Origin of the sequence: Micromonospora sp. MA102 (genome assembly GCF_025460765.1) — a bacterium.
GTDB classification, from domain to species: Bacteria; Actinomycetota; Actinomycetes; order Mycobacteriales; family Micromonosporaceae; genus Micromonospora; species Micromonospora halotolerans.
This window is the reverse complement of the sequence record NZ_JAMWEG010000014.1, coordinates 59,294-71,758: the sequence shown is the minus strand read 5'-3', so window position 1 is coordinate 71,758 and position 12,465 is coordinate 59,294. Positions and strand designations below refer to the sequence as shown.

Sequence of the window (12,465 nt, the reverse complement as noted above, 5' to 3'; positions counted from 1 at the left end):
AGCCGCCCGCCGCTGGTGACCGGCGGGCGGCGCGGGGCGCTCAGGCGGGCCGCAGCTCGACGAGCAGCTTCTCCACCCGGCTGCGGCACCCGCAAGCCTCAAGCCCCGCCGGCCGGATTCTCGGCCCCGCCCGAGCGGCAGGACAACACGCATCGGGCATCTGTCCCGCGCGCCGCTATGCGTGATGCCAGATTCTGAATCCTCGCGGGCACGTTCACGGCCCACGGCGCGGCCACCAGCACCACGACCGTCCACATCGTCGGTTATCTCGCCAGCCGCGGCCACCCCGCCACCTTCGCGGCCTCCGTCGCCGGCCTGCTCGGCGTCCTGTCCGTCACCGGAAGCCTTCTCCTGACCGCCGCCCGCCGTCGGCTCGCCGTGGCCACCATCGTCGCCGCCGTCTTCGCCACCAGGCCCTCGCCCATTGGCTGTCCGCCCAGGACCCCCTCGCGCCCGGCCAGGCGGGTGACCGGGCGCGGAATATTCTTGGCATGATTTTTGAGGGTGGCGCTTGCGGTAACGATCTAAGGTCGGCTACTGTGGCCGGTGGCACGAGACGGCGAGACGGAGGTGAGCCGGATGATCGAGCCGCTGGTCGCCGAGCCGGGGATGCTCATCCAGGCGCGCGAGTCTCGCGGCCTGCGCCAGAACGAGGTGGCACTGGCCATGTCGAAGCACCTCGGGACGACGGTCTCACAGGCGTACGTCAGCAAGGCCGAAGCTGGGCGGGTGAGCGTCTCCGACGAACGCCTGGAGGCGTTCTCCGCTGCCCTGGGGTATCCGGTCGCCGTACTCTGCGACGCTCCCGACGCGGAAGGCGTTGGCATCGGCCTGATTCACCACCGGAAGCGGGCATCTCTGGGTGCCCCAGCTCTGCGGCGCATCCACAACCAGCTGAAGTTCGGGCGGCGCCAGACCACGCCACTACTTGCCGCAGCCGGAGCTCATCCGCACCGCTTCCTGCGGCACGAACTAGCTGAGGACGAGTCTCCCGAGGAGATCGCGCAGCTCGTACGCCGCGAGTGGAGCCTGGGCGCGGGTCCGATACCTGACATGGTCGCCGTCCTGGAGACGGCTGGCGCCGTCGTACTCCTCCGGGACCTCGACACCCGGGAACTTGATGCGGTCAGCGCATGGCCAGACGAGGGGACCCCGCTGTTCCTCGTGAACGTCACGGCGCCCACCGACCGTGCTCGCTTCAGTCTTGCCCACGAGCTGGGACATGTGATCATGCACCGCGTCCCAGGTGGCACGACGGTTCAGGAAAAGCAGGCCGACATGTTCGCCAGCGAGTTCCTGATGCCGGCGAGAAGTATCCGCGAACAATTGCGCCAAGGCGTCGATGTCAACCGCCTGATGCAGCTGAAGTCCGTGTGGGGAACCTCCATGGCGGCGCTGGCTCGACGGGCCCTCGACGTGAACGCCTTGAGCGACTGGCAGTACCGCAACCTGGTGGTCGAGATGTCGATGCTCGGCTACAAGACCAATGAGCCGGTTTCCATAGCGCCGGAGCGCGCATCGAAGATCTATGGTGTCTTGCAGGCCCTTATGCGGGACCGAGGCGCCACGGTGGAGGAGCTTGCGGCTACCGCCGGGCTTTTCCCGGACGAGTTCCAACAGCTGTACCTGGCAACGCCGTCACACTGACGCCTTCGGGCGCCACCGTAAGAGGTGAGAGATGACGCAAGACCCTGTGCCGCCGTCGCCAAGGCGGCCGGCTTGGGACCTCGCCGCCGAACTGACCACGGCTGCGGAGCAGGCTACGAAGGACCGCATCTTCCTGTTGACCCGGCCGCGGGGCACCTGGTCCGTACCCCAGTACCTCGACCCGACCATCACCGGGTTTTCCCTGTGTGGACCAGAGGGGGAACAGCGCATCGGCGAGCTCTCCGGACGTCACCGGCTGCCGGTCGTGGCAGACCTCGCCCACTACGAAAGCCGCATGGCAAGTCCTGAGACGCCGATGCTGTTCCCGGAGACCCTGTTCGGACGCGACGGCTTCTTCGATGACATGCGGGCCCGGTCGAACTCGGCGGTCTTCACGCCCACGGCGTACGTCGAGGCCGGTGAGCCGGCGGCTCTCAAGGCCGTCCGTGCCGCAGCTCAGGAGGTGACCCGCACCGACGTCGTGGTCGTGGTGCCGCTGGACGTGACCTGGTTGCGCGACAACAAGATCGACCAGCTGATCGCGATTCTCAAGGCGATCCCTCACCCGGTCGCGCTCGTCCTCGGCGGCCAGTACAACCCGACCGACTCTTACGCCGACATCATGAGGAACCTGCGGCGCGTCTACCAGGAGATCGGCCGGGTCGGACCGTGGCGGACCGACCCGGTGACCGCCCTGGATGCGATGGCCCAGGGCGGCATGTTTGCCGGCATCGGGTCCTCCGGGAGCCTGCGGCACCTCGTACCCCCAGGTCAGGCTACGAAGATCACCGCACGGTTCAAGCCGTCGGTCTTCATCCCGGAGCTGCTGCACTTCTTCCGGGCCGACACGCTGACCGAACGATGGGCCAACGTCGACCCGCTCTCCTGTTGGTGCACCGTGTGTGAAGGGCGAGGGCTCGACCGGTTCGACAGCTACGACACGTCGGTTGACACCGAGGCGCGGGCCCACAACGCCGCGTCATGGTCTGCACTCTGGGCGCAGATGCGCGCTCTGCCGACCGGCGTCGCGCGGCAATGGTGGCTGGCCGAGCGGATCCGGCTCGCGCACCTGGCCTACGAGACGGAGAACGAGCGCATCCAGCAGGCGAACGCCTTCAAGCCGTCCAAGACCCTGCAGCGCCTCGCGAAGCTGACAGAAGGGGCCCCTCCGAGGGTCATCGAAGGTGCGCGTACACCTGCTCCGTGAAGAGCCAGCCGGCGGCGGTGAACCGCCGCTGGACGAAGGGAGCCGGCGGCACCAGTACCTCCGCCCGCTCCGAGGGGCCGATCATCACCCCGACGCCGAACCGGCACGACTCACGGGTCATCGCGTCGACGTCCGATGGCGGGCGCCGGAGCCACATCATCCGGGCAGTGAACGGGGCGAACCTGCCAGCACGTTCCAACCCAGCCCGCCACCGCGTCGCCGGTACGACTGCCAAGTCGATTCGCGCCGGACGGACAGCCAGCCGCTCAGCGGCTCCTGCGGCAAGCCGAACCGCGCCGACGGGCAGGCGGCGCAGTGTGCCTTGATCACGGTGAGACAGCGAGGAGACCGGTACAGGCCATCCGACCGGGAGTGACATCAGCAACTCAAGGTGATCGGAGGACAGCAGAACGCCAAGACCGTCACGCCGGCGACGCTCATGCTCTCCCTCATCGACCTGATGAGCGATGAGAACGTCACTGCCGAACATCTGAAGGAGAGACCAGTCTCGATCGGCTGGGACAAAGTCAGCGACGCGGCGCGACGCGAGCTGGACCGTGTCCGTGCACATGTCCTGCAGTGCGCCACTCACATGATCACCCGTCTGCGTTCGCCCGACCGAATCGTGCCACGCACCTTGTCCCGCACTGGGCAGATGTCATGATCACGAGTATTTCTACCACCGTTGTGGCGCTGGAGCCAGCCTGTCAGACGAGGTGGACGCACCTTTACGTCCGGCATGCACGATAGCTGGCCCGTGGTCTGAACAGGCCGAACTGGGCGCTGAACCTCGAACCCAGCGGCAATCTCGCTTTAGGTGACGAGGCGAGGCAGCGGGTGGCGGCCGGCTGATGTCGATGTCCTAGGACGGTCTAGGGCGTGCGGGTCAGGCCTCGCCGGCCCGCGCGGCCTGGAAGTGCGGGAGATTGCTGGTACGCCGAAGCCAGGTCCTCGTCAGTGAAGCGGACGAGGCGACCGAGGCGGTGGCAGGGGATGCGGCCCTTGGACACCCATCGCCGGAGGGTGGTTTCCGCGATGCGAAGCTTCGCCGCGGCCTCGGCGTAGGTGTAGTCCCTGGCCACCTCGTCCTCCTCCTGCCCTCCGACCCTGGGTGCGGGGTTACTGTAGTCCATTGCGGCCCGATAGATCTACGCTGGGCTACGCCCGGCCACGGCAAGATCGGAAGCGTGCCGCCTCCTCTCGCCGACAGCAAGGTGTGCGGCTACCATCCAGTATTGCGCGTGCATTGCACGCCGTGCGCTGGAAGTGCTGTTGGCTGGCACGCCGCCGTTCCACGGTGGAGGCCCAGGTTCGAGTCCTGGCCGGCGCTCGACGCCCGGCCACAGGGGAAGGTGGTGACGGCGCGTGTTCCACGGCAGCATCCCGGCGGACCTGCGTTCGATCATCTACGAGCACGCGGAGTCCTGGCCGGACACCGACCTGTACGTCGGCTGCTCGGGGAACTTCACGATCGAGCGGACCTTGCACAGCCGCCCCGGCGAGCGCCGGGCGATCCACGGCAACGACGTCCAGGCGTACAGCTCGGCGCTCGGCTGGTGGCTCGCCGGCCGCGAGCTGGACTACCGGCTCAAGGAGGAGCACGCCGAGGAGCTGGCCTGGCTGGAGCCGTACCTGGCCACGTCGACGGACACCCTGGCGACGCTGATGCTCGGTACCCGGTTCCTCCAGTACGTCGGCCGGCAGGGCGTCTACTACGAGCGGATGGTCCGGGCGACCGTCGGCCAGTTCCCGACGATGCACGCCAAGACGGTGGCGAAGCTGTCGGCGCTGACCCTGCGCCTCGCCTCCTACTACTGCGGGGACGTGCGGGACTACCTGCGCGACGTCGTGCCGGCCGGCGCGCCGGTGGCGATGTTCCCGCCGTTCTACGCGGGGGACTACGAGGCGCAGTTCGCCGGCATCGACGAGTTCTTCGACTGGCCGGCGCCGAGCTACGACCTGCTGGACGAGGACGGCAAGGAGGAGATCATCGGGGCGGTGCTCGACCGGCCGCACTGGATCCTCGGCCTGCACATCGCCCGCGACGAGCTGCGCCCCTGGCTGCGCGGCGTCGTGCAGACGTCCAACCGCGGCATGCCGATCTACGTGTACGCCAGCTCCGGAGCCCGCCGGGTGGTCGCGCCCGCGCAGCAGGTCGCGCCGATCTTGCTGTCGAAGATCGGGCCGGACGAGGACCTGGGCGACCGCATGGCGATCCACGTGCTGACCGGCGGCCAGTTCTCGGCGGTGCGCTCGCAGTTCATGAGCAAGACGATCCTGCCCGGGTCGCCGCTGCTCGCCTGCGGCGTCAGCGTCGACCGGAAGCTCGTCGGGGCGTTCGCGTTCCTGCCGCCGAAGTTCGACCCGAGCACCGCCTACCTGATGAGCGACTTCCCGGTGTCGTGGACCAGGTACCGGCGGCTGGCGAAGCTGATCGTGATGGCGGCCGCCAGCCGGGAGGCGCAGCTGCTGTTGCAGCGGTCCCTGTCGAAGCGGCTGACCGGCTGGTCGACCACGGCGTTCACCGACCGGCCGAACAGCGCGAAGTACGGCCGGGGCATCCCCGGCGTGAAGTTGCAGAAGCGCAGCGAGCCGGCCGCCGACGGCATCCACCGCTACCAGCTCCAGTACGGCGGCCCCCTGGGTGACTGGACCCTGCAAGAGGCGCTGGCGGAGTGGAAGCGCCGCCACGGGAAGGACGAGCGACGATGAGCGACGAGCACCGCGGCGACCCGCCGGCCGCCGAGCAGCCCGGCTGCCCGAAGACGCTGTGGGACGGGATGACGCCCTACCAGTGTGACGAGGGCGCCGAGACGGGCGTGTGCCCGACCCACGGCCGGTTCCGGATGCCGCCGCCGTCGGCGGACCCGGACAAGCCGTGCCAGCACGTCGACATGCACCTGGACGCCGACGTGCAGCGGCTGACCGCCTCCGACGACGACCCCACGGTGGTGGCGTACATCGTGGAGCTCTCGATCCGCTGCCTGGTCTGCCAGGAGCGGTTCCGGTGGACGGGCGTGCCCGCCGGGATGATGCCGAACCGGCCCGCCTGCTCGGCGGACGAGTTCGTGCTGCACGCGCCGATCCGGCCGGCGTCGGCGGACCCGGACTTCGGCCTCGGCATCCCCGGGTTCGCCATCCAGTACCGGGCGGGAGGCGGGCGGTGAGTGACGTCGACGAGCTGCCCCTGGACCCGCGGCTGATGACCGTCCGGCCGCAGGACCTGACGCTGTTGGAGGTCAACGCGCGCTATATGCGCAAGGAGCAGTACGACCGGCTGGTGGCGAACATCAAGCGGGACGGCTGCCTGACGAGCGTGCCGCTGGTGTGGCACGACGTCGACAACGACCGGAAGGTGGTGCTGTCCGGCAACCACCGGGTCACCGCCTCGATCGACGCCGGGCTCACCGAGATCACGGTGATGGTGGTGCAGCAGAAGCTGTCCCGCGCCCGGCAGGTCGCGTTGCAGCTGTCGCACAACGCGATCGCCGGCGAGGACGACCCGGCCACGTTGAAGCAGCTGTACGAGGAGCTGGACGACGTGGACTGGCGGGCCTACTCGGGCCTGGACGACAAGCAGCTCGACCTGCTCGCGCAGGTCGACCTGGAGGGCCTGTCCGAGGCGAACCTGGACTTCGCCACGGTGCAGCTGGTGTTCCTGCCGCACGAACTCGAGGCGGCCCGCGCCAGCTTCGACGAGGCGCGGAAGCTCACCCAGGCGGACGCCCGCTGGCTCGCCGGGTACGGCGACTACGAGTCCACCCTGGACGCGCTCGCGACGGCTCACGGCGCCCACAACGTCGGCAACGTGGCCACCGCGCTCGGCCTCATCCTCGCCGTGTTCGAGCGGCACCTCGGCGAGCTGCGCGACGGCGTGTGGCTCGACGAGGAGAGCGGCGAGCCGATCGGGCACGCGCACCGCCTGGTGCCGATTGAGACGGTGCTGGAGACGCGCTCGATGCCGGCCGACGCGGCGGCGGTGCTGCACCGCGCCGTCGAGAAGCTGGTCCGCTCGGGCGAGGTGCCCGCCGACCAGCGGTGGCGGGCGCTGGAGCTGCTGGCCGCGGACTACCTCGCCGGATGAGCGGCCGGCTGCCCCGGTCGACGAAGGTGATCGCCGCCGTCTACCTGGTGGTGATCGTCGGCGGGCTGATAGCCGGCTGCATCGGGCACTGGCCTTTCTGAGCCCCGCCCCTCGACTCCCGGCCGGTAGCCCGCCGGCCGGTGCCCCGGCCGCAGTTCCCCACTGCGGCCCGACCCCTGGAGGAAGAGATGACCGGACCCGCCCAGAGCGGCGAGGACCTGTACGCCGGCCTCGACGAGCGCCAGCGGTACGAGCTGGACCGGCGGTGCGACTACCACCCGCCCGTCGACCTGGCCACCGCCGAGGCGCACCAGGCGTGGCGGCGAACGATCAAGGGCGCGATGGCGCAGGCCATGCGCAGCCTGCCCGCCGGCCGGGAGACGTCGATGGTGCTGTCCGCTTTGGACGACGCCCTGATGTACGGCAACGCGGCGATCGCCCGGCCGCCCATGAGCGGGGGACGCAAGGGCGGGCACTGAGACGTGGGCGGCCCGGCGCTGCACCCGCCGGGCCGCCCGCCTAGCAGCACGAGGAGGTGACCATGAGCGAACCCGAGGTGCTGGCCTGGGACCGGCAGCGCAGCGAGCCCGAGCGGGCGTACGGGTACTTCGCCCTGTACCGCGACCTGGGCCGCACCCGCACCGTCGCGAAGGTCGCCGAGCAGGTCAACAAAAGCCGGGATTACCTCCACAAGCTGGCGACCCGCTGGAAGTGGGTGCAGCGGGCAGCGGCGTGGGACCGGGAAGAGGACCGGCTGTACGCCGAGGGCCTGGCCGAGCAGCGGCGCGACATGGCCCGCCGGCACGCCCGGATCGCGTCGGCGTTGCAGGGGAAGCTCGTCACCCGGTTGCAGAACCTCGACGCGTCGAAGCTGACGCCCGGCGACATCGCCCGCTGGCTGGAGGTGGCCACGAGGGTCGAGCGCCTGGCGTTGGGCCTGCCCGACTCGGCGACCGCGCACACCGGCCCGGACGGCGGCCCGATCCGCGCCGAGGTCGAGTCGATGACCGAGCAGCAGCGCGCCGACTTCTTCCGGGCGCTGATGGCCGAGGCCGCCGCCCGCGCCGGCCAGGCCAACCCGACCGCCGAGCCGGACGACCTGGGCGGCGACGACGAGGACGAGGAGGAGCCCGGTGGGGCGACGGAGCAGGGATGACGGCGAGGCGTGGATCGTGGTGGAGCTGCGGGTGCCCCGGTGGGCGGCGTGGTGCGCGGCCGGCGGGCTGCTGCTGATGGGCGCTGCGGCCCTCGGCGGCGTGACCGTCGTGGCGTGGGCGGTCGCGCGGTGAGGCGCGGCCCCCGCTCGGGCAGGCTGCTGCTCGACCACCGGGCGCCGGTCGCCGCCCGGCCGGCGTACCAGCCGGGCGGGGTGGTGCGCGGCTGGGCGGAGCTGGACGCGAAGCCCCCGCCGCCGGTGCGCCTCGCCCCGCCGCCGCGGCGGCTGACCCGGGTGCAGCGGCGGACACTGCGGTTCCGCGCCTGGACGTGGCGGCTGCTGCTCGGCGCGTGGTTCGCGCTGATGGTGCTGGCGGTGTGGGCCGGGCTGCGGTGGGTCGGCCCGGCCGCCCTCGGCTGCCCGGCGCTGATGCTGGCGGCGCTGCTGGTGCTGGCCTGGGTCGCGGCCGTCGACCTGCGCCAGCGCGAAGCCGAGATGCGGGCCGGGGACTGACCGATGCTGCTGGCGTACCCGGACCCGGCCCTGATGACCGACGCCGAGCTGGCCGCGTACCTGCGCGAGGTGTCGGAGGTCCAGGGCCTCGTCCGGTACGACTGGCCCCGGCACGCCCGGCCGGAGCAGATGGAGCCGGCGTACTACCGGATTTGGATGCTGCTGGCCGGTCGTGGCTTCGGCAAGACCCGCACCGGGGCGGAGACGGTGCGCGGCTGGGCGGGGACGAAGCCGGGCGGGCACTACGCGGTGATCGCGAAGACGCACCGCGAGGTGTTCAACGTCTGCTTCACGGCGCGGCGTGCCGGCCTGCTGGCGGTGATCCCGCCGAAGCAGGTGCGGACGTTCAACAAGAGCGAGCCGTACCTGGAGCTGACCAACGGGGCGATCATCCGCGGGTTCGGTGCGCAGGACCCGGACACGCTGCGCGGCTACGACTTCGACGGCTGCTGGCTCGACGAGTACGCGGCCTGGCCGTTGCAGACGGCGCAGGGCGTGTTCGACATGCTGTGGTTCTGCATGCGTGAGGCGCCCGACCCGCGCATGGTCATCAGCACGACCCCGAAGCCGCTGCCGCACGTGAAGAAGCTGCTGGCGCGGGCGAAGAAGCAGCGGGCCCGGTCCCGCCGGCCCCGGGTGGTCATCACCCGAGGGCGGACGCTGGACAACGCGGACAACCTCAGCGCGGAGGCGCTGGAGGAGCTGCTGGAGCAGTACGGCGGCACCCGGCTGGGCCGGCAGGAGCTGGACGCCGAGCTGCTGTCTGACGTCGACGGCGCGCTGTGGAAGTCGGCGTGGATCGAGGCCGGCCGGGTCGACAAGGAGGACGTGCCGCCGCTGGTGCGGACCGTGGTGTCGGTCGACCCGGCGGACACGGTGTCGGAGACGAGCGACGAGACGGGCATTGTCGCGGTCGGCCGGGGCGAGGACGGCGAGCACTACGTGCTGGCGGACCGGAGCATGAAGATCGCCGGCATGGCGGCGGCCCGCCGGATCTGGCAGTGCTACCTGGACGTCGACGCGGACGTGGTGGTGTACGAGGGCTCGTCGGCGTGGCTGCGGGACATCCTGGTCGACGCCTGGGTGGCCATGCAGAAGGAGGGCGTGCTGCCCGGCGGTGACCCGCCGCTGGACGTGGTGCAGGCCCGCCAGTCGAAGCGGGTGCGCGCCGAGCCGGTGGCCGCCCGGTACGAGGTCGACCCGCCGCGCGTGCATCACGTCGGCACGTTCCCGGTGCTGGAGGACCAGCTGACGACCTGGACGCCGGAGTCCGGCGACTCCCCGGACCGGCTGGACGCCCTGGTGCACGGCGTCACGTACCTGCGGTCGAAGGAGTCCCGGCGGGCGGTGGTGGCGTCGCCGCTGCGGAGCTAAACGGCAGGTCAGGGCGGTTCCTGATTGGACGGTGGATGATCTTGACTGATACAATGTTTATGTACGCCACGCGGCGTATCTCCGTGTTCACGTGGAAGAGGAGAGAGCGGAAGTGACAGCACCGACGAAGAGCCGGCGCGCGAAGAAGAGCGCGCCGTACCTCGCGCAGCTCGACCCGCGGGAGCTGGTCGCGCACCCGACCAACCTGCGCACCCAGCTCGGCGACCTGACCGAGCTGCGCGCCTCGATCGCCGCGAGCGGCGTTCTGCAGGCGCTGACCGTCGTCCCCGAGGACGGCGGCATGCGGATCGTCGCCGGGCACCGCCGGGCGGCGGCCGCCGCCGAGGCGATCGAGGCCGGCGAGTGGCCGGACGGCCAGCCGCAGACCGTGCCGTGCCTGGTGCGGCCGGACATGGAGGGGATGGCCCCCTCCCAGGTCGTGGCCATGCTGATCGAGAACGACCAGCGCGCCGACCTGACCGAGAGCGAGCGGGCGAACGGGTACGCGCAGCTGGAGCTGTTCGGCCTGGACGTCGCCGAGATCGCGCGGCGCACCGGCCGGACGCAGGTGCACGTCAAGTCGGCGTTGAAGTTGAAGACGCTCGGCGACGTGGCCACCGAGGCGGCCGACGCGGGCAAGCTGACGCTGGAGGACGTCGCCGCGCTGGAGCAGTTCGAGGACGACCCGAAGGCGATGGAGCGGATCCTCAAGGGCGTCGAGTCCGGCTGGGGTGTGCGCCACCGGGTCCAGGAGGAGAAGCGCAAGCGCGACGACAAGAGCGCGACCGAGCAGCTGACCGAGGAGCTGACGGCGGCCGGCGTCCGGGTGTTGAAGAAGCCGAAGGACTGGCCGTGGAACTGCGCGGCGTGCAAGGTCGAGGACCTGGTGGACGCCGACGACCAGCCGATCGACGTCGAGAAGGTCAAGACGCTGGAGGGCTTCGGCGCGATCATCGAGGGCTCGTACGGGAACATGCGGGCCGTCATCGTGTGCGAGGACCCCGACGCCCACGGGTACAAGCGCACGAAGTGGACGCAGTACAAGAGCCCCGCGGCGAAGGTCGCCGAGGAGCTGAAGAAGCGGGAGGCCGAGGAGCGGCGGCAGAAGCTGCTCGACGCCGGCGAGGTGCGGCGGCGGTTTCTGGTCGAGAAGTGGGGCAGCGCGAAGGCGGCGAAGACGCTGCTGGTCGACGCGATGCGCGCCGCCGTGGTGATGCCCGGCTTCTACGACCGGGCCGAGGAGGAGATGGTCGCGGCCCTGGCCGGCGGTGACCCGCGCGACGGGCAGACGGCCGGCATCGACCGGCTGAACCGGCTGCTGGTCGCCCGGTTCGTCGCCGCGCACGAGGCCAACACGGCGACCGTGGCGGCCGGGCGGTACTCCAACCGGGAGCACCTGGTGCTGCCGTGGCTGGACCGCCTGGTGGCCGAGGGCTACGAGCTGTCGGAGGCCGAGAAGACCTGGCACGCCGAGCTGATCGAGGAGGAGGCCGAGCGGCAGGCGGCGCTGGAGCAGGAAGAGGTCGAGCTGGCGTACGACGACGCCGAGGGCTACGTGGAGGACGCCGAGGGCGTGCCGCCGGTGGTCGACGTGCAGCTGCCGGAGGGCGACGTGGAGCCGGAGCCGGACGAGGCCGGCGGCGACGCCGAGCCGCAGGCGGAGGCCGAACCGGACCCGTGCCCGGAGGCCGACCTCGACGCGGGCGAGCCCGACGCGAAGGGCGACGAGTGAGCCTGACCCCAACGGGTCAGTCGGCGGCGCGTACCGAGCTGGTGCGCGCCGCCGGCGCAGGCCCGACCGACAGCACTGATGAGCCGGAGCTGCTGCGTGGCACCTGCCCGGCGTGCGAGGTGGCGATCGGCGAAGAGCACGCCGACGACTGCGATGTGGCCGAATGCCTGGCCACCGGCCGCAAGCGCATGTGGTGCCGGGCGCAGCCCGACACCGCGGGCCACGACTGCGGCCGCGCGGACTGGACCGGCCGGTGGCCAGCGCACGCGGAGGCCCGCGAGTTCGGCTGGCACGTGCGCTGGGACGTCGAGGCGCGGCGGTTCGTGCGCTGCGCCCCCGACGTGGAGGGCTCCGGGCCGGACCTGTCCCGGCTGTACGAGCACGCTCGGTGGGACCAGGCGGCGCGGCGCTGGGTGCGGCGCCGGGCGGTGCTGTTCTCCCGGGCGGTACGCGGCGGCCGGGCCACCATCGAGGAGCTGACGAAGCTGGCGCGGCGGTACTGCGCGGAGCAGGGCTACGAGGTGGTCGGCGAGCACGTCGGCGCTCGCGGCTGGCGGGAGGCCGTCGCCCACGTCGACGACGGCAGGGCCGACCTGGTGGTGGTGCCGTCGGTGGAACGCCTCGGGTTCGGCAAGCAGGTGTTCGAGCGGATCGCGGCGGTGCACCGGGCGGGCGGCGACGTCGCCGGCCCCGGCGTGCGGATCGACGCCGACGGCAACGTCGTGGCCGGGAGCCACGAGGAGATGTGAGGA

15 protein-coding genes and 1 tRNA gene are annotated in these 12,465 nt (G+C 71.1%); 14 read left to right on the top strand and 2 right to left on the bottom strand.

Going from position 1 to position 12,465, the window contains the following annotated elements; all coding sequences use genetic code 11:
• Positions 1 to 579: 579 nt before the first annotated feature.
• Together NFX44_RS24610 and NFX44_RS24605 are read left to right on the top strand one after the other, a co-directional pair.
• The gene (locus NFX44_RS24610) at positions 580 to 1,647 is read left to right on the top strand and encodes an XRE family transcriptional regulator (RefSeq protein WP_262285964.1); all 1,068 of its coding nucleotides are present in this window, start codon (positions 580 to 582) and stop codon (positions 1,645 to 1,647) included.
• 31 nt (positions 1,648 to 1,678) lie between these two features.
• Entirely contained in the window at positions 1,679 to 2,854 is a 1,176-nt protein-coding gene (locus NFX44_RS24605; RefSeq protein WP_262285963.1) for a hypothetical protein, read from the top strand.
• Here NFX44_RS24605 and NFX44_RS24600 read toward each other — a convergent pair.
• A complete protein-coding gene (locus NFX44_RS24600; RefSeq protein WP_262285962.1) occupies positions 2,823 to 2,975 on the bottom strand; it encodes a hypothetical protein in 153 nt (50 codons plus the stop codon). The genes NFX44_RS24605 and NFX44_RS24600 overlap by 32 nt on opposite strands.
• A 270-nt stretch (positions 2,976 to 3,245) precedes the next feature.
• Here NFX44_RS24600 and NFX44_RS24595 point away from each other — a divergent pair, with 270 nt between their 5' ends.
• A complete protein-coding gene (locus tag NFX44_RS24595) occupies positions 3,246 to 3,518 on the top strand; it encodes a hypothetical protein (RefSeq protein WP_262285961.1) in 273 nt (90 codons plus the stop codon).
• A 208-nt stretch (positions 3,519 to 3,726) separates the two neighbouring features.
• Here NFX44_RS24595 and NFX44_RS33385 read toward each other — a convergent pair whose 3' ends face one another.
• The gene (locus NFX44_RS33385; RefSeq protein WP_369015346.1) at positions 3,727 to 3,987 is read right to left on the bottom strand and encodes a helix-turn-helix domain-containing protein; all 261 of its coding nucleotides are present in this window, start codon (positions 3,985 to 3,987) and stop codon (positions 3,727 to 3,729) included.
• A gap of 124 nt (positions 3,988 to 4,111) precedes the next feature.
• Here NFX44_RS33385 and NFX44_RS24590 point away from each other — a divergent pair.
• The 11 genes from NFX44_RS24590 to NFX44_RS24540 all read left to right on the top strand — a co-directional run bounded on the left by NFX44_RS24590 (position 4,112) and on the right by NFX44_RS24540 (position 12,462).
• Positions 4,112 to 4,184: transfer RNA gene (locus tag NFX44_RS24590), tRNA-Gly, on the top strand.
• Positions 4,185 to 4,219: 35 nt separating this feature from the next.
• Positions 4,220 to 5,566, top strand: a complete 1,347-nt coding sequence (locus NFX44_RS24585) for a hypothetical protein (RefSeq protein WP_262285960.1) — start codon at positions 4,220 to 4,222, stop codon at positions 5,564 to 5,566.
• On the top strand, positions 5,563 to 6,021 hold the full coding sequence (locus NFX44_RS24580; RefSeq protein ID WP_262285959.1) for a hypothetical protein: 459 nt from the start codon (positions 5,563 to 5,565) through the stop codon (positions 6,019 to 6,021). The genes NFX44_RS24585 and NFX44_RS24580 overlap by 4 nt, the downstream gene beginning before the upstream one ends.
• Entirely contained in the window at positions 6,018 to 6,938 is a 921-nt protein-coding gene (locus NFX44_RS24575; RefSeq protein ID WP_262285958.1) for a ParB N-terminal domain-containing protein, read from the top strand. The genes NFX44_RS24580 and NFX44_RS24575 overlap by 4 nt, the downstream gene beginning before the upstream one ends.
• A gap of 188 nt (positions 6,939 to 7,126) precedes the next feature.
• A complete protein-coding gene (locus NFX44_RS24570; protein ID WP_091105629.1) occupies positions 7,127 to 7,417 on the top strand; it encodes a hypothetical protein in 291 nt (96 codons plus the stop codon).
• A 62-nt stretch (positions 7,418 to 7,479) separates the two neighbouring features.
• On the top strand, positions 7,480 to 8,094 hold the full coding sequence (locus tag NFX44_RS24565) for a hypothetical protein (protein WP_262285957.1): 615 nt from the start codon (positions 7,480 to 7,482) through the stop codon (positions 8,092 to 8,094).
• Positions 8,072 to 8,227, top strand: a complete 156-nt coding sequence (locus NFX44_RS24560; protein WP_262285956.1) for a hypothetical protein — start codon at positions 8,072 to 8,074, stop codon at positions 8,225 to 8,227. Before NFX44_RS24565 ends, NFX44_RS24560 begins: the two co-directional genes overlap by 23 nt.
• On the top strand, positions 8,209 to 8,607 hold the full coding sequence (locus NFX44_RS24555) for a hypothetical protein (RefSeq protein WP_262285955.1): 399 nt from the start codon (positions 8,209 to 8,211) through the stop codon (positions 8,605 to 8,607). The genes NFX44_RS24560 and NFX44_RS24555 overlap by 19 nt, the downstream gene beginning before the upstream one ends.
• 3 nt (positions 8,608 to 8,610) lie before the next feature.
• Positions 8,611 to 9,981 carry a terminase family protein gene (locus tag NFX44_RS24550; protein WP_262285954.1) on the top strand — a complete coding sequence of 457 codons (1,371 nt, stop codon included), beginning with the start codon at positions 8,611 to 8,613 and terminating at the stop codon, positions 9,979 to 9,981.
• 112 nt (positions 9,982 to 10,093) lie between these two features.
• The gene (locus tag NFX44_RS24545) at positions 10,094 to 11,713 is read left to right on the top strand and encodes a ParB N-terminal domain-containing protein (RefSeq protein ID WP_262285953.1); all 1,620 of its coding nucleotides are present in this window, start codon (positions 10,094 to 10,096) and stop codon (positions 11,711 to 11,713) included.
• Complete coding sequence (locus NFX44_RS24540) at positions 11,710 to 12,462, top strand: hypothetical protein (RefSeq protein ID WP_262285952.1); 753 nt, start codon at positions 11,710 to 11,712, stop codon at positions 12,460 to 12,462. The genes NFX44_RS24545 and NFX44_RS24540 overlap by 4 nt, the downstream gene beginning before the upstream one ends.
• Positions 12,463 to 12,465 lie beyond the last annotated feature (3 nt).